We start from the raw sequence: 26935 nt of genomic DNA, 5'->3' as shown, positions 1-26935 counted from the left end.
TCGCGTAGGTTCATCATCTCCTACGCGAGCTTTAATATTATGGCTTTTGACTATCCATGCAATCATACATCACTCAACACAGAGTTCAATCGGGCAATGATCGGAGCCCATAATTTCTTGATGAATGCTTGCTTCTTTAATCCTGTCCTTCAACTTTTCGGATACCACAAAGTAGTCTATACGCCAACCCACATTTCTTTCTCTCGCTTTCATACGGTATGACCACCAGCTGTATTCGTCTGCCGCATCAGGATGGAGCATTCTGAAACTGTCAACAAAGCCTGCAGCAAGAAGCCTTGAAAACTTGGCACGTTCTTCATCCGTGAAGCCTGCATTATGATGATTTGTAGCCGGATTTTTTATATCTATCTCCTCATGGGCAACATTGAGATCACCGCAATAAATTACCGGCTTCTTTTTATCAAGCTCACTTATATAGTTTCTCCAGGCATCCTCCCACTCCATTCTGTAGGGAAGCCTTTTAAGCTCACCCTGAGAATTGGGCACGTAAACTGTAAGAACATAGTAGTCCGGAAATTCAGCTGTTATGACACGACCTTCTGTATCGTGCTCCGGAATCCCCATACCATAGGTCACATTCAGAGGTTCTTCCTTAGTGAAAAGCGCGGTGCCGGAATACCCCTTCTTCTCGGCATAGTTCCAGTACTGATGATACCCCGGAAGCTCCAGTTCTATCTGTCCTGCCTGAAGCTTCGTTTCCTGAAGACAAAAGATATCGGCATCCAGCTTCCGGAAATCCTCCATAAAGTTCTTGCCCATAACAGCACGAAGACCGTTAACATTCCAGGAAATCATTTTTTTCATTTAAACTCCAATCCGTGCGGGACATACCCGCACTGCTTCACATTTTTTCTTAAGCATTAAATCCATCAACAATATATTCACATTTCGTGAACCACATATTGTATTTATATCACATTTTATTTAAGGATGTTATAATCAAATCAATGGGAAGAATAAACAACAAATACGATGAACAAGTGACATAAAATCTTCCTGAGCTATTAAAGGCATTAGAAAAATTATAATAAGTTTCAGGAGGTTTCATCTTGTCATCAACCGCTACGGATTTTTCAAAGGGGTCTGTTGTGAAAGCCATCATGGCTCAGTCCATCCCGCTTCTGGTGGCTCAGATCATACAGCTCCTATATAACATAGTGGATCGTATATACATCGGCCACCTTCCGGGCTCAAACGGCGTCGCCCTGACCGGGGTCGGTGTCTGCTTTCCCATAATAACACTTATAACCGCTTTCACCGACTGGTTTGGCATCGGCGGAACACCTCTTTTTTCCATAGCAAGAGGCAGCGGCAATGAAAACAGAGCTCACAGCATAATGAGTGAAAGCGCATTTCTCCTCATTGTGACCTCCATAGTCATGACTATACTGACTCTTATCTTTATGAAGCCAATGCTTTATGCCCTCGGTGCCAGTGATGCCACCTATCCCTACGCCAAAAGCTACTTCACTGTCTACATTCTGGGGACAGTATTTTTTATGACCGGCTCCGGGCTTAATTACTACATAAGTGCCCAAGGGTTCCCAAGGATCGGCATGATAACCACCGCCATAGGTGCCATATTGAACATCATTCTGGATCCGATTTTAATGTTTGTTTTAAACTGGGGTGTGGTGGGAGCAGCCATCGCCACTGTTGTTTCTCAGGCAGTAAGTGCTGTATGGGTCATTCGGTTCCTGCTTTCAAATAAAGCCTTGTTCAGGCTGAAGATCTCCGAGATACGCTTTAACAAGGGCATAGCCCGGGAGATCATCACCCTTGGATTTGCAAACTTCCTTATGAAATCCACCAATACCGTGACTCAGGCAGCCTGCAACATCATGCTTCGCGACTATGGAGGAGATTTATACATTGGCATCTTTGCCATCATCAATTCCATAAGGGACTTTATCTCCCTTCCGGGAACTGCCATTACCCACGCTTCACAGCCTGTACTTGGATATAATTACGGAGCAAGGAAATACACGCGTTTAAAACAGGGCATCATTTTTGCATCTGCTGCCGCAAGCAGCTATGCTGGCATCATCTGGATACTCATACTGATCTTCCCTAATTTCTTTATCCGTATCTTCACTCCGGACATGGAGACCATCACAGTGGGAACCCATTGCCTCCGGCTATACCTTATGGCATTCATTTTTCAGATGGGGCAGTTTTGCGGACAGTCGGTATTCTCGGCACTTGGTCAGTCAAAAAAGGCTATTTTCTTCTCAACTCTCAGGAAGATCATCATTATCCTGCCATTGACTCTGATCCTTCCTCTCTACATGGGTGTTGACGGTGTCTTTGCCGCTGAGCCCATCTCAAACATAATCGGAGGCACCGCAGCCTTCACCACCATGCTTGTGACAGTGTACTTCAGGCTGCCGAAGCAGGATGGAGAAGAGGCGAGGCTATAGGATAGAATGCAATGTGTTGTACCAAAGGAAAAATATTCCATTCAACACAATTCTGTGATATACTTATTCCAACTGTACATAAAAGTATTTATCCTATCCATTATGTGCACCACCGGGAAACAAAAGTAAGGAAAAATGTTTGGACTAAAAAAAGAAAATAATCTGTATATATTTGAGGCAGTTGTTCATACCGATCAGCTGTATCTCAATCTATATGACGGTAACAGAAAGGTTCGTCAGATACCCTTTGATCCGTACCAGCGTATAGGTGATGTGTGGAAGCTTGAGATTTCGGAAGATATCTCAGGCTACAGCTATTGCTATGAGGCGGACGGAAATGTTTTTACCGATCCCAACGGAACTGTATTTGAAGGAAGGAAGAAATTTGGTTATCTGAAGGATGGCACCAGGATTCTGAAAACCCCTGTGGGGGAGGCTGTTGCCATGCCGGAGCTCAGCGAGGAGTGGATAAAGGACAGGCCTTTGGAAAACCCCTATGACGAAACTATCGTTTACCGCCTTCACGTAAGAGGCTTTACGGAGCACAGCTCTTCGGGGCTAAAAAATGATGTCCGGGGCACCTTCCAGGGCATCATAGAAAAGATACCCTACCTTAAGTCACTGGGGATAACCGCGGTGGAGCTCATGCCTGCCTATGAGTTTAATGAAGTTATGCTTCCGGATTACGGAAACAAGAATCCCTATCAGACAGAGGTTAAGCCCACAGGGCGCATTAATTACTGGGGCTTCACAAAAGATGCCATGCAGCTTGCGCCGAAATCGAGCTTTACCTCCGATCACAAAAACCCAAGAAACGAATTTCGAAAAATGGTGTATGAACTGCACCGTAACAATATAGAAGTAATCGTTGACCTGTACTTCACCTACGAGACATTACCGGACTATATAACAACTGTCATGAGGTACTGGCGGATCAACTATCATGTGGACGGTATCCATATGATAGGCTCCGCCCCCTACGGTGTCATCGCCCGGGATCCCTATCTCAGCAGGTTCAAGATCTGGGCTGACAGCTGGGAGGATCCGAGCCGGGGAAACGATAGGTACGGAGTGTACAGGCATGGGTCAACGAAGTATCTTGCGGATTACAATGACGGCTTCCAGAACGATATGCGCCGCATCCTTAAGGGTGACGAAAGCATGCTGCAGGTCCTCATGGGCAGGATCAGGTACAATCCTGAGGAGCGGGCGAACATCCAGTATATGGCCAATGTTTCCGGCATGAGTCTCTATGATGTCCTGAGCTACGACAGAAAGCATAACGAAGGAAATCATGAGGACAACCGGGACGGAACCAACATGAATTTCTCATGGAACTGCGGAGAGGAAGGCCAGACCCGGAAGAAATCCATAAAGCAGCTTCGAAGGAAGATGTGGAGGAATGCTTACCTCCTTCTCATGCTCAGCCAGGGAACTCCCCTTATAAACTCAGGTGATGAGTGCGGCCAGACAAGACTCGGCAATAACAATGCCTACTGCCAGGACAACAACATTAACTGGTTTGACTGGCGGCTCCTTGAGAAGAACAAAGAGCTTTACGAATTCGCGAAGTATATGATCGGTTTCAGGAAAAAGCACAAGGTGTTCCATCAGAGCCAGGCCCTCAGGATGCTGGATTACCGTTCAGTAGGCATTCCGGATCTCAGCTTCCACGGCGAGAATGCTTGGAGGCCGGAGATGGAAAACTTCAGGCGACAGCTTGGCGCCATGTATGCCGGAGAGTATGCTTCGGATGACACCTTTCTGGTGCTTTACAATTTCCATTGGGAGAAACATGACTTCATGCCGCCACATGCTCCGGTAGGTAAAAAGTGGGCGGTGGCCATAGATACTTCAAAGGATGACATTAATGGCATTTACCCTGAGGGGGAGGAGCCGGAGCTGGATACCTCGGATATCATCGTGGAACCCAGAGCCATAGTTGTCCTTAAAGCTGTCAAGGATAAGAGCTATAAGCCAAAGAGGAAGAGAGCTGCCCGAAGGAAAAGGGACACGGTTGAAAAGCCGGGAGGCAATGAGGGCATGCTCGAAAATCCGGTGAAGAAATCAAAAGCTGATAAAGATGCCATAGCATCTTCAGAAGATACAATCAATAAAGAAAAAAGAATGAAGCAATAGAAGGCGCTCCTGAGAAGGAACGCTAAGGAGGAACTCATGACCGAAAAATTATATGACGTAATGAATTGGGCAGATGTAGAAGATGTAACTTATGCGGAAACATCAGATCCCAAACACATTCTTGGAGCGCACGTTGTTCCTGAGGGTCTTTTGATCCAGGCCTTTATTCCTACGGCAAAAGACATCGAAGTAAAGATCCAGGGAGACAGGGTTTATCAGATGGAGCTTGCGGATGAGGAAGGCTTCTACGCATTGCTGGTTCCCATGAAAAAGAAGTGGGAGAAGGAGCTTCCCAAGTACTCCTATATCATTACCTATGATAATGACACCACCACCGAGTCTGAGGATCCCTATTCCTTTGCTTCCATCTATACCGAAGAGGATATCAAGAAGTATCAGGCCGGAATCTGGTACGATATTTATAACAAAATGGGAGCACACCCCATCACCATCGACGGAGTAAAGGGTGTAGTATTTTCAGTTTGGGCGCCTAATGCAGAGCGCGTATCGGTTGTCGGAGACTTCAACCTTTGGGACGGAAGACGCAACATGATGCAGAGACTGGGAAATTCAGGCGTATTTGAGACCTTTATCCCTCAGCTGACACCCGGAACGGTTTATAAGTATGAGATCAAGTGCCGCCATAAGGAGCCTTTCCTGAAGACTGACCCTTATGCTAACGCAATGGAGATGCGTCCCAACAATGCTTCTGTCGTTGCCGATCTTGAAAAGTTCACCTGGACAGATAAGGCCTGGGAGGATAGAAAGCTTTCGCTCAAGACTTCCGGAATCAAAGAGCAGCCTATGAGCGTTTACGAGGTTCACCTCGGATCCTTCGCCCGTAAGCAGATAATGATAAATGAAGACGGAACCGAGGTTACCGGTTCAGAATTCTATAACTACAGAGAGCTTGCAAAGAAGCTTGCTTCTTATGTAAAGAAGCAGGGCTACACACATGTGGAGCTGATGCCTATCATGGAGCATCCTCTGGATGCAAGCTGGGGCTATCAGGTATCAGGCTACTATGCACCTACAAGCCGTTACGGAACACCTGAAGACTTCATGTTCTTCGTGAACCACCTTCACAATGAGGGAATCGGTGTCATCCTGGACTGGGTTCCGGCTCACTTCCTGAGAGACACCTGGGGACTTGCCCAGTTTGACGGAACAGGACTCTATGAGAATCCGGATCCTGTACTTGCAAGCCACCCTCACTGGGGAACTTTGACATTTAACTATCGTAAGAATGAGGTTTCAAACTTCCTTATCGGAAGTGCCATGTACTGGGCTGACAAGTATCACGTGGACGGACTTCGTATGGATGCCGTTGCGTCAATGCTTTATCTTGATTACGGACGTCAGGGACAGGGAGCTCCGAGAAATATCTACGGCGGAAACGAGAACCTTGATTCCGTAGAGTTCCTTAAGCACCTGAACTCTCAGTTCCATAAGAGATTCCCGGGAACACTTCTCATCGCCGAGGAGTCAACTGCATGGCCTAACATCACAAGCTCTGTTAAGGATGAAGGTTTGGGCTTCGACCTCAAGTGGAATATGGGCTGGATGAATGACTTCCTTGGATACATGGAGACAGACCCGTTCTTCCGTAAGGGAAGCTACAATCAGCTTACCTTCTCAATGCTTTATAACTACTCAGAGGACTTCATGCTTGTGTTCTCACATGATGAGGTTGTTCACGGAAAGCGTTCACTTCTCGGAAAGATGCCGGGACAGACCTTTGAAGAGAAGGCAAGAAACCTCCGTACCGCTTACGGCTACTTCTGGACACATCCCGGAAAGAAGCTTCTCTTCATGGGACAGGATTTCGGCCAGTATGATGAGTGGTCCGAGAATCAGGAGCTGGAGTGGAACCTTCTTGAGTATCCGGTTCATAAGGAGACCCAGGACTTTGTTAAGGACCTCAATGCCATCTACAAGACACAGCCTGCATTATGGCAGCTTGACTACTATCCGGATGGTTTTGAGTGGATCAACTGCAGCTACAGCGATCTTTCAATGGTGATGTTCATCAGAAAGACTGACAAGCCGGAGGAGACCATCCTTGTAGTTACCAACTTTGATAATGTTGCCCATCCGAAGTTCAGAGTGGGTGTGCCCTTTATGTGTAATGCCAAGGCCCTGATCTCAACAGATGATGAGAAGTACGGCGGCTTCGGTATGGTTAAGCATACACAGATAAAGGCAAAGAGAATTCTCTGGGATGACAGAGACTTTGCCATAGACATTGACATCCCGTCCATGTCTACAACCATTTATCAGCTCACTCCTTGTGCGGAAGCAGCTGAAAAGGCTCCTGCAAAGAAGGCTGCAGAAAAGAAGAGCACCTCAAAGAAGTCTTCAAAGAAAGAGGATACCGAAGAAAAGATGGCTGCAAAGAAGACAGCAGCTGCCGATGTTGAGGTTGTAAATCTTACGGACGCAAAGAAGCCGGCTGCAAAAAGAACTACTGCCGGAAAAAGTAAAAGCACGACAAAAACCACAGCAGGCAAAGCAAAAACTGACAGCAAGCTGACAGCAAAAAAGCCGGAGGCCAGCAAAGCTTCAAAGCAGGCCTCAGGTGCAGCAAGACGCCGTAAGGGATAAGTAATAATTAACACTTTATAAAGATTTGGACTTGTGCCGAAATATACTTTAAGGGTATGGAAGCGTGAGCTAAGTTTTACAGCTTGTGAATAAAAGACCCATGGGCACCGGAAAGCCGGAGCCTATGGGCCTTTGAAGAATATACCTGTGTATGGAGATATCCCGGTTTCACCGGGCTAAGGTCTGTCATAACGGCAGGAGAGAAGCACTTACTCGATAATAGGAGAATGGTCAATGAAAAAAGCAGGCGTGTTGATGCCGGTATTTTCCTTTCCCGGAAAATACGGCATAGGAACATTGGGGAAAGAAGCGTACAGTTTTATCGATGTTTTGAGGGATACCGGAAATAAGATCTGGCAGGTGCTTCCCATGGGACCAACCGGTTTCGGGGATTCACCCTACCAGTCGTTCTCAGCATTCGCAGGAAATCCTTACTTTGTGGATCTGGAGGCTCTTATAGAGGAAGGTCTTCTCACTGAAGAAGATCTGGAGGATCCGGAGGAGTTCGACTTCGGTGACGGCGAAGCCATGGCGCTTCTTAAAACTCTCTGGCAGAAAAAAGCCTGGGAGGGCGACGAGAAGGCAAGGAATCTGCTGTCCACCCTGAACCAGGGTGATGATAAGTACGAGGAAGAAGACAGCCCCTTCAAGGTGAATTACGGCAAAATCTATGTAAGTAAATTCAAAGCTCTGAAGCTTGCTTTTGATAACTACAGGAAGCAGGGAGGAAAGATCGATAAGATCTATAAGGAGCTGAGACCGGAGACCGTAGAGTACTGCGTTTTCATGGCGATAAAGAACAGCTACTTCGGTGCAAGCTGGGATGTATGGCCCGAAGAGCTGAGAGATTACGAAAAAGCAGCAGTTGAAGAATTTAAAGCCGGTCATAAGGATGAGGTAGATTTCTACGCCTTTGTACAGTATCTTTTCAATAAGCAATGGGATAAGCTTCATGAGTATGCAAAGCAGAAGGGTATCGAGATAATCGGCGACATACCTATCTACTGTGCTCCCGATTCCGCAGATGTCTGGGCTCATCGCGAGCTTTTCCAGTACACGGTAGAGGGCGAACCCAAGAAGGTGGCGGGAGTTCCCCCTGATGCATTTTCGGCAACGGGGCAGCTTTGGGGAAATCCTCTTTACAGCTGGGATGTACATAAAAAGGCAGGATATAAGTGGTGGCTTTCACGTATGGATTACTGCCTGGATATGTATGACACTCTGAGAGTTGACCACTTCAGAGGTTTTGAAGCATATTACGCTATACCTTACGGCGACGAAACCGCTGAAAACGGAGAGTGGGTGCCGGGACCTGGAATGGACCTTTTCGATGCCATGACCGGGCATTACGGCAGGAAGGATCTTCCCATCATCGCAGAGGATCTCGGTATCATAACAGATGAGGTGAAGGAGCTTATGGAGAAAACAGGCTTCCCGGGTATGAAGATTCTTCAGTTTGCCTGGGATTCCGGTCCGGATAATGCTTACCTGCCCCACAGTCTCACAACGCCTAACTGTATTTACTACACCGGCACACATGACAATGATACCCTTAAAAACTGGTTCGAGGCTTTACCGGATTGGATAAGGAACTATATGTATGTGTACATGAGCAGGTCCCACAATGACTGGAATGCCATGCCGGAGCTTCTTATCAGGCTTTCCATGGGTACCGTGGCGGATACGGTCATAGTACCTGCGGCGGATTATCTCGGTCTGGGAGCTGAGGGAAGGATAAACACCCCCGGAACCAGCGGAGGTAACTGGCAGTGGAGAATGAGTAAGGGTGCCTTTACCGATGAGATAAAGCGTAAGATGTCTGAGATCGTCGGAGTTTACGGACGGTATTATCAGGCAAAGGAAGAGGCAGCTCCGGAAGAAGAAACTGCTCCGGAGGATGAAAGCCTTTTGGAAGAAGAAAGTTTTTAATCAAAAATAATCCATCGGGGACGGTTCTCGCCGGAGAGAACCGTCCCCGATGGATTCACGAAAAAAAGCCCCGGTTTGTTGTGAACCGGGGCTTTTCGCAGATGTCTTTATTTAGTTGACTGAGAAGCTTGCCTGGGCTTCGTTTCCGGCGAGATCCTTTACGTAGACTGTGATGGCATCGCCTGCCATGGAGAAGGTAACTCTTCCGGTGGTCTGGTTGACGTCTGTGGGCTTAACATTGTTGCCCAGATTGTCGATACCGTAGATGGAATCCCAGTTAACTCCTGACTGAGTATCGGAAACATCGAACTCGAGGTAACCCGCACCAAGTACGATGGAATCCTCATCTATGACAGGATTGGCCTCATCCAGGAGATTTACCTGTATATAGGTTGATTTTGTCATCTGGTTAATGGCTACGGCCTTTACTGTCATATTACCGTTGTTTGTGAGTGTACACTTGTAGGTTGAGCCATCCTTCTCAAGAGGAACTTCCTGTCCCTCAATGGAAGCCGTAACTGATTTAAGCGGAATCAGTGATGAAACCTTGAAAGAAACATCAGCACTTTTATAGTCCTTGGTATCTGGTTCATTTGTGGTTATGGTCGGTGTCTGTATAACGAAAAACAGGATGAGACCGTTTATAACCAGATACGGCAGAAGGAATCCGAGGAAAAATCTCAGGATTCCGGACTTGGCAGAATCGTCTTTTATACGACGTCCCTGAGCCTCATAGCGGGAAGGGCGTCTGTCTGTATTTGTTCTTGTCATAGTAACCTTTCTTACATTGATAACTGTGAATAAGTCGCGTCTAGTATAGCAAAATCAATCTTGCGTTACAAGACAGTTATTGTTATACTAAATCAACACTTAATTGTAATTTTCAGAAAATTAAATCTTTATATCGATAATTTTTCCCTTAATAACTTATAAAACTAAAACAAATTAAAGATATTTAATATATCGACAGGAATTATTCGTTAAAAGATACTTTTATCATAAGTGTGAATGTCTAAGTACAGTCATTTAATTTTTCAGAATTAATTTTTAATCTATATATGCTCAAGAACCATCAATCAGTGATATAAATCTTGCGCCAACCGATCAAGGAGGATACATGGCAGACGAAAAAGATGAGAAGAAGACATCGGAGTCCAAGCCGGTTACAAGAAGAACCAGAACCAAGGCTGTTAAGGAAGAAAACGAGGATACTGCTGAGAAAAAACCCCGAACAGTCCGTAAGACAAGGGCTAAGGCAGAACCTCAGGAAGCTGTTGAGAAGGAAGTTACGGCAGCAGGGGAAGCTGCGGCTGATTCAGGTGAAGAAAAGCCGAAAAAGCGCGTGACCAGACGTACTGCGAAAAAAGCTGAGGAGCCGGAAGGCGCTACTGATGCTGCAGCAGAGGAGAAGAAGACAGTCCGTAAGAGAACCACAACCAGAAAAACTGCGTCTAAAAAGAGTGATGAGGAAAAGGCTCAGGCTGAGAGTTCTGAGTCTGTTTCTGCAGACAGCGGCAGCGTAACGGAGAATCAGTCCGATATATCCGCAGCTCCGGCAGAAAGCAGTAATGACGAAGCTCCGGCGAAAGCATTGGCAGCAGAGGCTTCCGATGATGCTGACGCAAAGGTTCAGGAGAACAGGACAAATGCTCATCACAAGACCATAGTTGTCAACAGAAAGGGCATTCACGGTGTCAAACCTGTCAGAAGTCAGGGACGGGACTCGAGGAATGAACATTATACCCAGAGAACCGATAATGTTAACAGGCCGGAGCCTGTGAGAGATGCGGGAAGTGTTCCAAAGCAGGAAAATCCTTACAAGGAATCTGAATTTAACGAGAAGGATGCTGCCGATCGTACAGAAGAAGATATGGCAACACGAGATGCCGCTATCGCTAAAGCTGCCGAGAATGAAAAGACCGATGAGCTTGATAACGAGACTCAGAAGACTCCTACAGGTAATCCCTGCGGCGGAATCCTTGAGGTAATGCCGGATGGCTTTGGATTTACAAGATCCGAGAATTTCCTTCCGGGTGAAAGTGATGTTTATGTAAATCCGGCTATCATTAAGAGATACAGACTTAAGACCGGTGATGTCATCAAGGGTCTTTACAGAAGTAAGAATCCTAATGAGCGTTTCGGTGCTCTTTCCTATATAGAGACAGTTAACGGTAAGCCACTCAGTGCTATTTCCCAGAGAAAGAGCTTTGACCAGCTAACACCGGTATTTCCGAATCAGCGTATAAAGCTTGAGGTTGATGGGGAGAAGGCTCCTACATCATTACGTATTCTTGACCTCCTTGCTCCTATAGGTAAGGGACAGAGAGGAATGATCGTATCACCGCCTAAGGCAGGTAAGACCACACTTCTTAAGCAGGTAGCCAAGGCTATAGTTAAGAATGAGCCTAAGATGCATCTGCTTATCCTTCTTATCGATGAGCGTCCCGAGGAAGTTACGGATATGAAGGAAGAGGTAGAGGGCGGACTGGTTACAGTTATTTACTCAACTTTCGATGAGCTTCCGGAGCACCATAAGAGGGTTGCGGAAATGACTATAGAGAGAGCAAAGCGTCTTGTTGAGCAGGGAGAGGATGTTACAATACTTCTTGACTCCATCACAAGACTTGCGAGAGCCTACAATTTGGTGGTTCCCGCTTCGGGAAGAACTCTTTCCGGTGGTCTTGATCCTGCGGCTCTTCATATGCCAAAGAGATTTTTCGGTGCCGCAAGAAATATGCGTGAGGGAGGTTCCCTTACCATTCTTGCAACAGCGCTTGTGGATACCGGCTCACGTATGGATGACGTTATCTACGAGGAGTTCAAGGGTACCGGTAACATGGAGCTGGTGCTTAACAGAGAGCTTCAGGAGAGGAGAATATTCCCGGCTATCGATATCGTTAAGTCGGGTACACGCCGTGATGATCTTCTGCTTTCGGAGCTTGAGCGAAAGACTGTGGATATCATCCATAAGAGAACCTATGACGAGAAGGCCGGTGCCGCTGAAGAGGTTATCAGTCTTTTCGACAAGACCTTTAACAATGATGAGGTATGTCAGTTTATCGTGAACGGTAAGCCTGTGATGCGTAATTCCAATGCAACTGCCAACTCGGCAGCAAATCCGAATTCGAGACTGGCAATAAAGATCAACAGACAACAGTGATATAAAGTGATTTCCTGATGAAAATGTATGTTGAAATATACTAAAGATTGATTTACTATAAAGATGTGAAAAGTGCTTGCCGATAGACGGTTAGCCCTTTATGGTTTGATTAAAATAATCGTCCAAGTTGTCAGGCTGAGGGCGGTTATTTTTTTGTTATCTTATAAACAAGACCAATGATAGCAACTATCAAAATTCCAAACTGGAATAAATCAGAATAACTAACCATGGAGCCCTCCTTTCTGAAGGGACTTACAAAATGCCCTTCGTATTGAAAGGGCTAACCGCCTACCGCATTGGCAAGCACTGGCTGGATTGTAGCATAAGGAGCAGAATTATCATATAGTCTGAATTTCGACCATATTTCAGGATGCGGATTATTGAAAATCTATTGCAATAAAAAATGATTTGTGTTATCTTGGTAAAGCTTTACAATTAACTAAGCGCGTGATTCTACATCATGTGCGAATTTATATGGTTGGAAACCATGTAGAAAGAGGTACAAAATGAGAGAAGGAATTCATCCTAAGTATTATCAGGCTACAGTTACCTGCAACTGCGGTAACACATTCGTAACAGGTTCAACAAAGCCTGAAATCCACGTAGAAGTTTGCTCTGCTTGCCATTCATTCTATACAGGCAAGGAGAAGTCAGCTATGGCTGCTGGTCAGATCGATAAGTTCAACAAGAAGTTCGGTCTTTCTTAATAAGTCGACAGAAACGGGATTCAAGAGGACGCTTGCTACGGCATGCGTTCTCTTTTCTTTTTTTCAAGAAGTTTTCCACCGGGGACGGTTCTCTCCGGAGAGAACCGTCCCTACCGGAGAGAATCGTCCCTGGTGGATACCATTGAATAAATAGCTCACTTCGTATACACTTAAAGATACACATATTTTTATAAAGGTTACTATTATGACATTTTTTTCTACACATACAGAAACTGCAGAAGCTACACCTTGCGAGGCTGTGACTAAAGCCCGGGGACAGGTTTACAGCGGAATAGGCGGTCAGGCTGTTCTTGAAGGCATGATGATGAGAAACGGAAAGAGGTACTCGGTGGGAGTGCGCAAGCCGGATGGAAGCATCGAGGTTATGGAAGATACATATATCTCCATGACTGACAGGTTTGCAATCTGCAAAGCCCCTTTTATAAGAGGAATCTTTTCCTTTATCGACTCAATGGTGCTGGGAACCAAGTGCCTTAATTACAGCGCTACATTTATAGAGGATGATCCGGAAGACGCAGAGCAGGAGCCAACTAAATTTGAGAAGTGGCTGGATGACACCTTCGGCGAGAAGCTGGAACCGGTGCTTTCCGGAATAGTTATGGTATTTTCTTTTGTAGTAGCCATAGGTCTCTTCGTGGTTTTTCCTGCTTTTATAGCAAGCTTTCTTAAGCCAATGCTTCCCAGCGAAGCACTTCTCGGGCTTATTGAAGGTATCATAAGGGTAGGATTGTTCGTTATATACATTAAGCTGGTTTCCCGTATGCCGGATATCAGAAGAACCTTCCAGTATCATGGAGCAGAGCACAAGTGCATCAACTGTGTGGAGCACGGGCTTCCGCTGACTGTGGAAAATGTTGCGGCCTCCAGCAAGGAGCATAAAAGATGCGGCACCAGCTTTATTGTTTATGTAATGCTCATTTCCATCATGCTTTTCATGGTCATAAGATTTGACAATATCATGTTAAAGCTTGCGAGCCGTCTCGTGCTTATCCCGGTGATCGCCGGCATCAGCTATGAGGTACTTCGCATAGTGGGAACTCATGATAATGCTTTGACCCGGATTCTTTTCATTCCCGGCATGTGGATGCAGGGCCTCACAACCTTCGAGCCGGATAACAGCGAGATCGAGGTTGCCATTGCGGCAGTTGAAAAGGTTTTTGACTGGCGTGAATTCGAGAAGAAAACCTTCGGACTGGAATTTCCTGAAAATAAAGCAGCTGATTCTGCAAATGATACCCTCGAACCGGAAATTTCCGAGGATAATGCAGAGAATGCTGTAAATTCAGATGACAATGTGACGAGTGCAAGGGAAATCAAGGCGGATGAGCCGGATAATGTTAATGCAAATGCAGACGACCTGATGATCTCAGAGCCTCTTCCGGCTACCGGTACTGAAAATTAGCAGTTCTTCCTGTAACTGTTGGATACAAGGTTATAAGGAAGAAAAATATGATTGATAAAACTTTCAAAGAAATATTGTCAGAGGCAGAAAAGAGACTTAAGGCTGCAAATGTTCCGGACCCGCGTTTTGATGCGCGGGCTCTTGTTATGGATGCCTTTAAGCTGGAAGGATCACACTATCTGACAGTTTCTGAGGATAAGCCTTCGGATCTCATTCCAAGGTATTTTGAGGATGAAGAAACTCTTCGGAAGGCGGCAGAGACCTTTGAGAAAAATCTCTCGAGAAGAGAGGGAAGGGAACCGCTTCAGCAGATACTTGGATTCGCCTGGTTTTATGGTTTTGAGTTTAAGGTCACGAAGGATGTGCTTTGTCCGAGAGCCGATACGGAAACCCTGATAGACACGGTGCTTGGAAACCTATTATATGACAACCTTCCGGAAGAACTCCGGAAAAGAAAAGATCTTGTGGACAGAGTTGGACTCCGGGATGAAAAAGATCTTGAGGACGGAGTGACAACCGGGCATGAACTCCGGGGAAAAAAAGACCTTGTGGACAGGTTGACAACGGGGCGTCAGATTGTGGAAAAAGAGGACGCTGCGCTGCTGGATCTCTGCACCGGAACGGGATGCATTGCCATAACCCTAAGTAAAACGGGGCATTTCAGCAGGGTCGAGGCTGTGGATATCTCGGAAGAAGCATTAAAAATCGCAACATATAACAAAGAAAGCCTTCTGACTGAAGAGGAAAAAAACAGGTTCAGACTGTACAGGTCGGATATGTTCAGCGAGGTATATGGCAGGTTTGATGTGATCGTTTCAAATCCGCCTTACATTCCGTCGAAGGTAGTGGATACTCTGGAACCTGAGGTAAAGGAATATGAGCCGCGTATTGCCCTGGACGGTACAGAGGACGGACTCAGGTTCTACCGGATACTGACAGAGGAATCGCCGAAGTACCTGAACCCGGGCGGGCATGTGGCATTTGAAATCGGCTATGACCAGGGGGAAGCTGTGGCAGAGCTTCTGAAAAACGCCGGATTCCGCGATGTTATAGTCATAAAGGATTACGGCGGAAACGACAGAGTGGTGACAGGTCACCTCTGAAAATCCGGAGACTATCCCCGGAAACTCAGATTAACAGCTGTACAAAGCAGTTTGACAGCGGTGATGAATATATGAGGGTTAAAAACCCCGGCAGCAGCTTAGAAATAGAAGAGGAAAAAATATGGATATGTTTGACCGTCTCGAGTCCATATCGAGACATTATGAAGAGATTCAGCGCTTTATGACAGAGCCTGACATAGTAAATGATACTGAGAAATACTTAAAGCTTATGAAGGAGAGCTCAGATCTTGAGACATTGGTAAAAACCTATCATAAGTACTGCGATGCGGTGCAGTCGGAGAAGGATGCTCTTGAGATGCTTTCTTCAGAGAAGGATCCGGATCTTCTGGATATGGCGAAGGAGGAGCTTGCCCAGGCCAAGGCAGACCAGCCGGAGCTTATCAAGGAGCTACAGATACTGCTCCTTCCGAAGGATGAAAATGATGATAAAAATATAATTATGGAAATACGCGGCGGTGCCGGCGGCGATGAGGCTGCTCTTTTTGCCTATGAGCTTTACCGCATGTACCTTAATTACTCGGAGCGGAGAGGCTACCGCACAGAGCTTGTTTCTGCCAATGAAACCGGCATCGGCGGTATGAAGGAGGTTGTATTTATCGTCACCGGAAAGGGTGCTTACTCAAGACTCAAGTATGAGGCCGGGGTTCACAGAGTGCAGCGTGTTCCCGTGACTGAGTCCGGCGGACGTATCCACACCTCCACCGCCACAGTTTCCGTTATGCCTGAGGCAGAGGATGTGGATGTTGAGATCAATCCTGCTGATGTAAGGATGGAGGTATTCAGATCCTCCGGTGCGGGCGGACAGCACATCAACAAAACTTCATCCGCAGTACGTCTCATTCATGAACCCACAGGTATAGTGGCAGAGTGTCAGGAGGAGCGTTCACAGGTTCAGAACCGTGAAAAGGCAATGCGCCTTCTGAGAGCCAGATTATATGAAATAGAGTATAATAAGAAGCAGAGCGAAGCGGCTGAGGCCAAGAGGTCACAGGTCGGTACCGGAGACCGCTCCGAGAAGATCAGAACCTACAATTTCCCTCAGGGAAGAGTTACGGATCATCGTATAGGTCTCACACTCTATTCAATTGATAAGGTGCTTAACGGAGACCTGGATGAGCTTCTGGATCCTATCATTTCCGCGGATCAGGCAGCGAAGCTTCAGGAACTGAATAATGAGGTTATCTGAAGCCGGAGACCGGTATAAAAGCAGAAAACGGATTTTCGAGTGTAAATTTACTTTTGGGGATGACTCCGGACAGGGGATCGGAGAAATGATCTTTTACATGGGAGAACAGCATTTTGGCTAGAGAATTAAAAAGTTTCAGGGAACGTCGTGAGACCAGAAAGAGAAAAACGGGCAGTAAAAAGGGCACTCCCTTTATGGTTGTGCTTATACTGATCCTTTTGGCCGTCGGACTGGTTGGCTACTATTTTTACGAGAAAAAGTTCGCGCCCACAAAGGTTCTTGCGGATAAGGCGGAGTACTTCGGGGTCAGCGGCGATGAGGTGGCATTGTTCCTGAATGACGAACAGCTATTTACGGAGGAGGACAAGCCTGTAACCGGCAGAGTCATTAACGGCGGACTTTTCCTGCCCTATGAGTGGGTCATGTCTGAACTCAACAGAGGCTTCTACTGGGCAAAGGATGTTAATGAAATCCTTTATACATTACCCAAAACGACTGAGAGATACGGTCTCGGGGACACCCTGGAGGATGGCTCAACGGCCTTTGTCCGTATAGGGGACACCACCGAAGATCTGTTCCTGAACATTAAATTTGTTCAGAAATACACGGATATCCGCTACAGTACCCATCTCGAGGACGAGTCGAAGAGAGCCTTCATTTTCAATGACTGGAGCCCCTACGAAACCTGTAAGGTAAAGGGCAAGGAATCCGTGAGACTTCTCGGCGGAATCAAGTCCGAGGTTCTCACCACCCTTAAGTCAGGGGATAATGTTAAGCTCCTTGAAGCTATGGAGAACTGGAGCAAGGTCCAGACGGGAGACGGTTACATCGGCTGGCTCAGGAACAAACATCTTTCAGACAAAACCGAGGTGACACCGGAATCCGAGTTCAAGGCTCCGGATTACACCCATATCACAAGAATTGACGGCTCAAAGGTAGTGCTTGGTTTCCATCAGATCACTTCCACTGCGGCCAATGCCTACATCGACGACATGGTTAAGGGTGTCACAGGCATGAATGTCATTGCCCCCACCTGGTTTATCCTTACTTCCGATGAGGGTGACTTCAATAACTACTGGACTCAGGAATATGTTGATAATGCTCACGCCCGTGGCTATCAGGTCTGGGCTACCGTCAATAACTTCGACGGCGGCGACATCGATGAATCCGTATTCCTGAAGAGCACAGAGTTAAGGGCAAAGCTTATATCAAACCTTGTGAATGCTGCGGTGGCCGGAGGCATTGACGGACTAAACATTGACTTCGAGCTTATCCCGGAGAGACTGGGCAGGGATTATGTTCAGTTCATGAGGGAGCTTGCGGTTGAATGCAGGAAGGCAGGAATCATTCTCTCTGCCGACTGCTATGTTCCTTATGACTACAACAGCTACTATGACCTTGAGGAGCTGGGAAAACATATCGATTACGTGCTCATCATGTGCTATGATGAGCACTATGCCGGAAGCGAGGAGGGAAGTGTTTCCTCCATAGGCTACCTTAATCATGGTATTTCCGAGACTACAAAGATGGTTCCGGCTGACAGAGTGATCATTGCTGTTCCGTTCTATACGAGAATATGGATGACCAATGAAGCAGGCGAGACAAGTTCCGATGCTCTCGGAATGTCGGATGCTCTCGACTGGGTTCAGAACCATGGCGTACAGCTTAGCTGGATAGGGGATGACATCGGTCAGAATTACGGAGAAGTGGTTGAGGACGGTATCACCAAGAAGGTATGGCTTGAGGATCGGCAGTCAATGCAGCTGAAGATCGATGCCATAAAGGAAGCCGGCTGCGGCGGAGTCGGTGCCTGGAAGCTTGGCCAGGAGCCGAACGATATCTGGGAGATCGTAAATATAAATCAATAGAGGAAAACAATGGAAACAATAGTCAAAGGAATGGAGGGTGTTCAGCAGGCCGCGGACATCATAAAACGAGGCGGGCTTGTGGCATTCCCAACGGAAACCGTATATGGACTCGGGGGTAATGCTCTGGATCCGGAGGCAAGCCGTAAGATATATGAAGCGAAGGGGCGGCCTTCTGACAACCCCCTCATCGTGCATGTGTCATGCATAGAAGAGGTGGAGCCCCTGGTGTCGGCATTTCCGGAGGATGCAAGAAAGCTTATGGACAGCTTCTGGCCGGGACCCCTCACCATCATCATGCCGAAGGCGGACATCGTGCCCCTGGAGACAACCGGTGGGCTTAACACTGTGGCTATCAGGTGCCCCGAAAACAAGCTGACCCTTTCCTTTATAAAGGCTGCGGGACTTCCCATAGCGGGACCCAGTGCCAATACTTCCGGAAAACCAAGTCCTACTGAAGCGGAGCACGTTCTCCACGATCTGAATGGGCGCATAGATATGATCCTTGATGACGGACCGGTGGGTATCGGAGTTGAGTCAACCATAGTGGATCTCACGGGAGAGGTTCCCACACTTCTGAGACCCGGTGCAATTACGGTGGAGGATCTCAGCGAGGTTCTGGGAAAAACCGTTGAGGTGGATCCCGCAATTGTGGCCGGCGGAGTGCAGGAGGGCATTCACCCGAAGGCTCCGGGCATGAAGTACAGACATTATGCTCCCAATGCAAAGATGGCGCTGGTTACCACAGGTCTTTTGAAGGAAAAGGACTATGAGGTAAGAGAGGAGGAGCGAACTCTCGCTGACCGGCAGGTGTCGGGCTGTATCAATGAGCTTGTGAAAAAGGACGTGGAAGCGGGACTTAAGGTCGGGATAATATGCTGTGAGGAGACATTGGCATACTACGAGAAGGTTTCCGGGGATAATGCTGATATCAAGGTGCTGGGACACCGGAGCGAGCCTTTGACCATGACACATGAGCTTTTCAGAGTGCTGAGGGAGTTTGACGACGACAAGGCAGAAAGGATCTATGCGGAAAGCTACAGCGACAGAGGCGTTGGCTTTGCACTTATGAACCGCATGCGGAAGGCGGCGGGGATGACAGAGATTTTAGCGGAGGAGAAATAAAGAAATGGAAGACAGCGGCAAGAGAAGAGACTACATCACCTGGGACGAATATTTTATGGGAGTGGCAGAGATGTCTGCCCGCCGTTCAAAGGATCCCAACACCCAGGTTGGAGCCTGCATAGTAAGTCAGGATAACAAGATTCTTTCCATGGGTTACAACGGTTTCCCAAAGGGATGTTCAGATGACGATTTCCCCTGGACCAAGATCCATGCGGTGGATGATCCGTACAATGCAAAATATTTCTACTCAACACATGCAGAGCTCAATGCTATCCTCAACTACCGCGGCGGCTCACTGGATGGAACTAAGATGTACGTTACATTATTCCCCTGTAATGAGTGTGCCAAGGCTCTTATCCAGGCCGGCATAAGGACTCTTATTTACTATTCAGACAAATATGCGGATACTGACGCCACAAGAGCAAGCAAGAGAATGCTTGATGCAGCAGGAGTGAGATATTATCAGTATCAGCCAACCGGAAGAAAGGTGACATTGGATCTGTGATTTTGCGCCGGTTCAGAAGAATCTGAAAAAATGCGATTAGTTAATGCAATTCTGTGGTCTAGAGCTAAGTGAGGTAATATGTTCGTTAAGGGAGAAAAAAGCGAAGAGAGGGTTTTGAGAGTCCGGAAGCTGATGGAGATTCTGGACAGCACCTATGGTTCCGACCCGCCGGCATTTCTGAAGAGTGATAATGCCTGGCAGCTTTTGTTTGCCACGATCCTCAGCGCCCAATGCACCGATGAAAGAGTCAATATGGTGACGGAGCAGCTTTTTAAGAAGTACCGGAACCTGGAAGCATTTGCGGCAGCAGACCTTTCGGAACTGGAGCAGGATGTAAAGTCCACGGGGTTCTACAAGAACAAGGCAAAGAATATAAAGGCCTGTGCGGGAGAACTCCTGAGCCGTTTCGGAGGAGTGGTGCCCGATAACATTGACGACCTTATCACCCTTCCGGGGGTTGGAAGAAAGACCGGGAATCTGATTCTCGGACACATTTATAACAAGCCCGCCATCGTTGTGGACACTCATGTGAAGAGAGTTTCCAACAGGCTGGGATTTGCGGATTCAAAGGATCCGGAACAGACGGAGTACCAGCTTAATGAAATCGTTCCGGAGGAGTACTGGATAAGGTGGAACACCCACATCATCTCTCTTGGAAGAAACTACTGTAGGTCCGCATCCCCCGACTGTGAGGGTTGCATCGCGAGAGAGCTTTGCCCCAGCTGTGGAAACAAGGATATCCTTGAGGCCACCAGAGCGGGAGTCACAAGCGGAAAGAAAAAGAAGAAGGATTGAGTTATTATGTCAGAATGTGAGATGTGTTCAAACTACACTTATGATGATGAATATGATGAGTGGGTCTGCGATGTGGATATGGATGAGGATGACATGGCTCGCATCTGGGGCAGCAGGAACAGGCATTGTCCTTACTGGCATACCAATGACGAGTACAGAACTGTTAAACATCAGTCCATCGGTCATCTGCCCGGTTACAGTGATGACGGGCGTTTCGTAGATGACCTTCACGATGAACTTTCAGACGGCGAAGCCTGAGCCACCGGCTCAGGCTTTCTTCACGTAACTGAACTCTTATTGAGAAATAAGTATAAAATATTAGATAAGGAATAATATATGCTGAATATAGTTTTACATGAACCCGAAATACCGTTTAATACCGGAGCAATCGGGAGAACTTGCGTTGCGACGAATACGCCTCTCCATCTCATCAGACCCTATGGATTTGTACTTAATGACAAGTACATCAAGAGAGCCGGGATGGACTACTGGGAGAAGCTGAAGCTTTCGGAGTATCTGGATTATGAAGATTTTCTGGAGAAGCATCCGGAGATTCGTTTTGCCGATGATTTTTGCCGTGAAAAGGGTAATGCTTCCGGCTGGCGCATCAGCTGTGAAGAGGGTAATGCTTCCGGCGAGTGCATCAGCTGTGAAAAGGATAATGCCTCCTGCGAGTACAGCAGCTGGAGCAGAGAGGTCATCGAAACCCCGAAGCTTTGGTTTGCAACAACCAAAGGCAGAACTGTCTACAGCGATGCGAAGATCGGGCCCAATGACTACATTATGTTCGGAAAGGAGTCTGCGGGGATTCCGGAGGAGATTCTGGTGAAGCATCCTAAGGCCTGCATTCGCATCCCCATGTGGGGAGAGATGAGGTCACTGAACCTCAGCAATTCTGTGGCGATACTACTATATGAAGCCTACAGGCAGAATAATTTCATGGACCTGAAGAGAGAAGGGGAGCTCCACCACCTGCACTGGTAAATAAGTCGCATTATCCGGTGGACCGGGGGGACGGGGGTCATGACCCATTTTATCAAAATGGGCCATGAACCCCGTCCCCCCCGGTCCACCGGATAAACTGTTTAGTTCATTTTTTCAGAAACATATATAAGACGAGTGTTTTTCTAGGAAAAAGCCGCAAGCTGTGAGATAATCAGTTATAAGAGTCTGAAACATTTTTTTCTTGTTTTGGGGACAGAATAAATCCGTTTGATTTTAAGGAACGGCAGAATGATTTCAGACTGTATTATGAGCCTATCAGATAAGGATCTGTATGTAAGATATTGAGGCTTAAAATTCAGCGTTAACAGACGAGGAGTATGAGGGGATGCAGCAAAACCTGTACGGGAAAAAAACCGACAGACAATCAAAAGAAGGAAATCCACGGAAGAAGAGAAAGAGCGGCAAGGTCCTTGCAGGTATTGTCTTTTTTCTTTTGATCATCGTGGGCGCCGGTTTCTACCTGAATGATTCCCGGTTGCTGACAAAATATCTTCGAAAGCAGAAGGACGTAGAACCATTGGAAGAGCTGAAGCTGCCGGCTTCCATTGAGCAGCTTATCGAAGAAGAAACGGAGCAGCAGGAGGAAACTACCGATCCCGAAAAGGATACCGGGTGGGTACAGAGAGAAGGCGAATGGTATTATCTTGACGAGGATCATGAACCGCTGACAGAACAGTGGATCGATGACATTTACTACGTAGACGAAAACGGAAAAATGCTTAGGGATACGGTCACTCCCGACGGCAGACGGGTAGACAAAAACGGCGAAGTCATCAGCATGACCGGTCAGGCCTACGGCGCATACTACAACGAGATCCTGAAGCTGGAGAAAAAAGTGGGAAAGATCGGAGTGAAGAGTTCCGATGTCAATGCTCAGGACGCTGACAAGTATCATGACATAACGGGAATAGGACTGATCAGGCTCATTGATTTTAACCGTGACGGACTGGATGAAATGCTGTTGGGATATCTTGATACTAAGGATGACAAGTACCACTTCAGGGTGTACGGCTACAGGAACGAGAAATTAGTCAAGTATGTTGACGACCTTATGGGCGGCAACGGAAACCCCATGATTTATTCAGTTTCCACGGAGAGTCTGAATGGGGGCGAAGAGTATGTTGTAGTGCACGATGGCATTAGCAAACACCGGGTTTACGGGTTTGATGCCGATGGAGAATTCAGAAAGCTAAAGGACATCGGACTTCGGGAGATTGACGGAAAGACGGCCAATGATTCCGAGGTTGCCAGAGTCACGGATGCCTGGATTTCCTACGGCGAGACCGTCTATCCCATGACGGTGCTTACGGACTACTATGGAAGGATCGGGGAGATTTACGAGACCAGAAAGTCTATGAGGCTTGAGGCTAACAATTCGGGCAAGCGGAATGATGTCATTGAGAGGAATCCCCAGGACTATCCCGATAAGGCGAAGGAGTACACACCCCGGGATCTGATGGAGGCCGTACAGGAATTCACTTCTGATCCGGTCATGGATTACATTTACGATGATTTCAATGGCGATGGTTCCAAGGATATGGTAGTCATGACCGTGTCATATGATCATTTTGAGGCGGAAGAAGGGAAGACCAGTGCTCCCGACTATAAGGAGGAGGGAGCAGATGCTTTCTTTGATAACGGTTACAACTATCACGCGGAGTGGTGGTTCACGGATGGCTACGAGACTTATAAGTTTTATGATTTTTCGGCACCGGTCATGACGGGGCTCAGGCTCTATCGTATCGAAACGGACAGGGGCATCCAGCTGGCTGCCACAATGTACTGGCGGGATACCATTATGCCGGACTACCAGATGGGTTCCGTTGTCAACAATGGCCGCACGCCGTATATGATAGATGCCTTCGGCACCACAGGCCGCACCACCGGCACCGAAAGCACGGGTATCATTTTCAGGTTCTCAAAGGATGATGGCGAGGTTATGTTGTTCGAGGAGGAGGGGTACAACTTCTCGGTTCCGAACAAGAACCGTATAGAGTATGAGCACGCGGAATACAGCATTGGCACCGACGGCACCACGTGTGAAAATGTCTCATACGGCAGTCTCCGGTATGACGCGGAGGAGGATTGCTGGATAGCAAATTAATCCGGCCAGAAGGTGCCTCGTTAATTAGGAGTTATTTCCCGTTAAGTAGACAAATAAATAATACGTCACTGCCATCAGATCATTAAATCCGGTGGCAGTTTTTTTGTTGCCGAAAGATATATTGACAAAAGCAAAACATATGATAATATATTCATATGAATAACAATTCATTTGAGGATTGCTCATTTGTAACTGAGGCAGCGTGTAAAAGAAAGAGGTGTAAATGTCCGGGGATTACAGTTGTGACAATATAAATCATTTTATACAGAATGTTTCGGAAGACGAGCTTAGTGACCTTGCGGAGCTTTTCAAGATCTTCGGGGATTCCACCCGCATCAAGATTCTTTACGAACTTTTTCAGGGAGAGAAGAATGTTACGGAAATCTGCGATGATCTGGAAATGAATCAGTCTGCCATATCTCATCAGCTGAAGATTCTGAAGACCAGTAAGCTTATAAAGTCGAGACGAGACGGAAAAGCGATGTATTACAGCCTGGCGGATGACCACGTGAAGGTGATCATAGCCATGGGTAAAGAGCATATAGAAGAGGAGTAAAGATATGAAGAAGAAATTCAAGTGTGAAATCGATTGTGCAAACTGTGCAGCAAAGGTTGAGGAAGCTGTAAAGAAGCTTGAGGGTGTTAATGATGCAAAGGTTAACTTCGTCATGCAGAAGTTCACTCTCGATGCCGATGATGAGAAGTTCGATGATATTCTGAAGCTTGCCATCGAGACAGGAAAGAAGATCGAGCCGGATTTTTCTGTTGAGATTTGAGAAAATACTACTAAAGCACCGGAGACGATTCTTTCAGAACCGTCTCCGGTAGTTGTATAGAGGAATTACTGACCTATGGAAAAGAAACTGAAAAAGGAACTGAATAAAATCCTCGCGGGCATCGCGGTGTTTTTCCTGATGCTGATAGTTGATAAGACCGGCATTTGCCCGGTTATTTTTGAGAATAAGCTGTACAGCTTTATTCTTTACCTCATCCCATATCTCATGAGCGGATATCCGGTTGTGAAGAAAGCGCTCCTCGGAATCAAAAACCGGCAGCCAATGGATGAGTCCCTGCTTATGACTATCGCCACGGCGGGAGCATTTGTCACAGGGGAAAATTCCGAAGCCGTAGCAGTAATGGTTTTCTATCAGGTGGGTGAGTGGTTCCAGAAGTATGCAGTCGGAAAGTCCAGAAGAAGCATTTCCCATCTTATGGAGATAGTTCCGGAGGAGGCTCACGTGGAACGGGAGGACGGAACCGTTGAGACCATCGACCCGGACGAGGTGGAAGTCGGGGATGTTCTCATCATCCGGGCCGGCGACAAGATACCGGTGGACGGCGAAGTGCTGAGCGGAGAGTCACTTGTGAATACCGCGGCTTTGACGGGAGAGTCCGTGCCACGAAGCGTCAGAAAGGGCGACCAGATCATTTCCGGATGCATCAACGGTGACGGTCTTTTGAAGGTAAAGGCGACAAAAGCCTTCGAGGATTCTACGGTTACGAAGATTCTGGAGCTGGTTGAGAATGCTTCCGAAAAGAAGTCAAAAACCGAGAATTTCATCACCAGATTCGCGCGGGTTTACACCCCTATCGTTGTGTATTCCGCCATCGCCCTTGCGCTAGTGCCGTCGCTGATTACCCATGATCCCGCAACCTGGTTCTACCGCGCCTGCACCTTCCTGGTTGTGTCCTGTCCCTGCGCTCTCGTGATCTCCATTCCGCTTTCCTTCTTCGGGGGAATCGGAGCCGCCAGTGCAAGCGGAGTCCTCATAAAGGGCTCCAACTACCTTGAGCTTCTCGCAAAGCTCAACACCGTGGTTTCCGACAAAACCGGAACCCTCACAAAAGGAAACTTCAAGGTTACCGGCGTCGAGACGGCAGCAGGTGTTGACCGCGCCGAGGTTCTGAAGGCAGCAGCCCTTGCCGAAGGCATGAGCAACCATCCCATCGCGAAGTCCATTCGTGAAGAGCTCAGCGAGGAATTGCCGGAGTTAACATTAAACACCAATCTCGTGACAGATGTTGATAATGTCACCGGCCGGGGTCTGGTGACCACCGCCGAGGGGAAAAAGATCTACATCGGAAACGATAAGCTCATGGACTCCATTGGGGTCACTTATGCCGGGGTCAACGACCCGTCAGCTACCGTTTCCTATGTTGCTGTATCGGAAGGCGAAGGAGTCAGATATCTCGGTGCCATTCTGATCAAAGACGAAATAAAACCGGAGGCAAAAGAAGCTATCCGCGAAATGAAAAATGCCGGAGTTGAGAGCATTGTCATGCTCACCGGCGACAGAAAAGAAGTGGGAGAAGCCGTCGGAAAAGAGCTGGGCGTTGACAGGATCTTTGCGGAGCTGCTTCCCCAGGATAAGGTTTCGAAAGTTGAAGAACTCATCGGAGCTTTGGACATGAAGGGACACAAGGACGGAAAGGCGGAACTTGCCTTTATAGGAGATGGGATCAATGACGCTCCTGTTCTTGCAAGAGCCGACATCGGAATCGCCATGGGTTCCATCGGTTCCGACGCAGCCATAGATGCTGCAGACGTTGTCATCATGGATGATGACCTGAGAAAGATACCTGTTACCATCCGCATCGCACGCCGCACAGTAAGCATCGCAATGCAGAATATCACCTTTGCCCTCATCGTAAAGCTGGTGGTTCTGATCCTCGGCGCCCTCGGCATCGCCAACATGTGGGCCGCTGTCTTCGGAGACGTGGGAGTTTCCGTGATTTGCATTTTGAACTCCATGAGATTACTTAAAAGACAGAAAACATAAATCATAGAGCCGGTGGGCATCCATTTATAACCGTTAAGCGGAG

Annotated in this window: 22 protein-coding genes; 19 read left to right on the top strand and 3 right to left on the bottom strand. The window is 47.3% G+C overall.

Going from position 1 to position 26935, the window contains the following annotated elements; all coding sequences use genetic code 11:
* Positions 1-69 precede the first annotated feature (69 nt).
* Complete coding sequence (locus G625_RS0108205; RefSeq protein ID WP_029200741.1) at positions 70-825, bottom strand: exodeoxyribonuclease III; 756 nt, start codon at positions 823-825, stop codon at positions 70-72.
* Between the two features lie 245 nt (positions 826-1070).
* Between G625_RS0108205 and G625_RS0108200 the strand changes: the two genes are divergently transcribed.
* The 4 genes from G625_RS0108200 to malQ all read left to right on the top strand — a co-directional run bounded on the left by G625_RS0108200 (position 1071) and on the right by malQ (position 9113).
* A complete protein-coding gene (locus G625_RS0108200) occupies positions 1071-2441 on the top strand; it encodes an MATE family efflux transporter (protein ID WP_029200740.1) in 1371 nt (456 codons plus the stop codon).
* A 135-nt stretch (positions 2442-2576) separates the two neighbouring features.
* The gene (locus tag G625_RS18980; protein ID WP_049895805.1) at positions 2577-4580 is read left to right on the top strand and encodes an alpha-amylase family glycosyl hydrolase; all 2004 of its coding nucleotides are present in this window, start codon (positions 2577-2579) and stop codon (positions 4578-4580) included.
* Positions 4581-4616: 36 nt separating this feature from the next.
* A complete protein-coding gene (glgB, locus tag G625_RS18975; RefSeq protein WP_049895804.1) occupies positions 4617-7184 on the top strand; it encodes a 1,4-alpha-glucan branching protein GlgB in 2568 nt (855 codons plus the stop codon).
* 234 nt (positions 7185-7418) lie between these two features.
* Positions 7419-9113 carry a 4-alpha-glucanotransferase gene (malQ, locus tag G625_RS0108185; protein ID WP_029200739.1) on the top strand — a complete coding sequence of 565 codons (1695 nt, stop codon included), beginning with the start codon at positions 7419-7421 and terminating at the stop codon, positions 9111-9113.
* A 111-nt stretch (positions 9114-9224) separates the two neighbouring features.
* Here malQ and G625_RS18970 read toward each other — a convergent pair whose 3' ends face one another.
* Positions 9225-9884, bottom strand: a complete 660-nt coding sequence (locus G625_RS18970; RefSeq protein WP_049895803.1) for a hypothetical protein — start codon at positions 9882-9884, stop codon at positions 9225-9227.
* 346 nt (positions 9885-10230) lie between these two features.
* Here G625_RS18970 and rho point away from each other — a divergent pair, with 346 nt between their 5' ends.
* Entirely contained in the window at positions 10231-12273 is a 2043-nt protein-coding gene (gene rho / locus G625_RS23040; protein ID WP_084152817.1) for a transcription termination factor Rho, read from the top strand.
* A gap of 145 nt (positions 12274-12418) precedes the next feature.
* On the opposite strand, the gene G625_RS23490 is transcribed toward rho, so the two are convergent.
* Positions 12419-12502: a putative holin-like toxin gene (locus G625_RS23490; protein WP_242826618.1), complete on the bottom strand. Its 84-nt coding sequence runs from the start codon at positions 12500-12502 to the stop codon at positions 12419-12421.
* A 277-nt stretch (positions 12503-12779) separates the two neighbouring features.
* On the opposite strand from G625_RS23490, the gene rpmE reads away from it, so the two are divergent.
* From rpmE to G625_RS0108095, 14 genes are all read left to right on the top strand, one after another.
* Positions 12780-12980, top strand: coding sequence for a 50S ribosomal protein L31 (gene rpmE, locus G625_RS0108165; protein ID WP_029200738.1), 201 nt, complete (start codon positions 12780-12782; stop codon positions 12978-12980).
* Positions 12981-13185: 205 nt separating this feature from the next.
* Positions 13186-14403, top strand: a complete 1218-nt coding sequence (locus tag G625_RS0108160; protein ID WP_084152816.1) for a DUF1385 domain-containing protein — start codon at positions 13186-13188, stop codon at positions 14401-14403.
* Positions 14404-14450: 47 nt separating this feature from the next.
* Entirely contained in the window at positions 14451-15506 is a 1056-nt protein-coding gene (locus G625_RS0108155) for a N5-glutamine methyltransferase family protein (protein WP_044932040.1), read from the top strand.
* A 127-nt stretch (positions 15507-15633) separates the two neighbouring features.
* Positions 15634-16713 carry a peptide chain release factor 1 gene (gene prfA, locus G625_RS0108150; protein WP_029200735.1) on the top strand — a complete coding sequence of 360 codons (1080 nt, stop codon included), beginning with the start codon at positions 15634-15636 and terminating at the stop codon, positions 16711-16713.
* Positions 16714-16826: 113 nt separating this feature from the next.
* Positions 16827-18581, top strand: a complete 1755-nt coding sequence (locus G625_RS0108140) for a glycosyl hydrolase family 18 protein (RefSeq protein WP_049895802.1) — start codon at positions 16827-16829, stop codon at positions 18579-18581.
* Between the two features lie 9 nt (positions 18582-18590).
* Positions 18591-19703, top strand: coding sequence for an L-threonylcarbamoyladenylate synthase (locus tag G625_RS0108135; RefSeq protein ID WP_029200733.1), 1113 nt, complete (start codon positions 18591-18593; stop codon positions 19701-19703).
* A 4-nt stretch (positions 19704-19707) separates the two neighbouring features.
* Positions 19708-20208, top strand: a complete 501-nt coding sequence (locus G625_RS0108130; RefSeq protein ID WP_029200732.1) for a deoxycytidylate deaminase — start codon at positions 19708-19710, stop codon at positions 20206-20208.
* 78 nt (positions 20209-20286) lie between these two features.
* Positions 20287-21003 (top strand): endonuclease III, encoded by a 717-nt coding sequence (gene nth / locus G625_RS0108125; protein WP_029200731.1) that lies wholly within the window; start codon positions 20287-20289, stop codon positions 21001-21003.
* A 6-nt stretch (positions 21004-21009) separates the two neighbouring features.
* A complete protein-coding gene (locus tag G625_RS18960; RefSeq protein ID WP_044916593.1) occupies positions 21010-21261 on the top strand; it encodes a DUF6472 family protein in 252 nt (83 codons plus the stop codon).
* Positions 21262-21339: 78 nt separating this feature from the next.
* Positions 21340-21987 carry a tRNA (cytidine(34)-2'-O)-methyltransferase gene (locus tag G625_RS0108115; RefSeq protein WP_029200730.1) on the top strand — a complete coding sequence of 216 codons (648 nt, stop codon included), beginning with the start codon at positions 21340-21342 and terminating at the stop codon, positions 21985-21987.
* 346 nt (positions 21988-22333) lie between these two features.
* Positions 22334-24112 (top strand): hypothetical protein, encoded by a 1779-nt coding sequence (locus G625_RS0108110; protein WP_029200729.1) that lies wholly within the window; start codon positions 22334-22336, stop codon positions 24110-24112.
* A gap of 223 nt (positions 24113-24335) precedes the next feature.
* Positions 24336-24668: an ArsR/SmtB family transcription factor gene (locus G625_RS0108105; protein ID WP_044932038.1), complete on the top strand. Its 333-nt coding sequence runs from the start codon at positions 24336-24338 to the stop codon at positions 24666-24668.
* 4 nt (positions 24669-24672) lie between these two features.
* A complete protein-coding gene (locus G625_RS0108100; RefSeq protein ID WP_029200727.1) occupies positions 24673-24888 on the top strand; it encodes a cation transporter in 216 nt (71 codons plus the stop codon).
* A 75-nt stretch (positions 24889-24963) separates the two neighbouring features.
* Positions 24964-26892, top strand: a complete 1929-nt coding sequence (locus tag G625_RS0108095) for a heavy metal translocating P-type ATPase (protein WP_029200726.1) — start codon at positions 24964-24966, stop codon at positions 26890-26892.
* Positions 26893-26935: the final 43 nt, after the last annotated feature.

Origin of the sequence: Oribacterium sp. NK2B42 (genome assembly GCF_000424445.1) — a bacterium.
Taxonomy (GTDB): Bacteria; Bacillota; Clostridia; order Lachnospirales; family Lachnospiraceae; genus Oribacterium.
The sequence above is the reverse complement of the archived record's forward strand: the minus strand, read 5'-3'. Positions and strand labels throughout refer to the sequence as shown.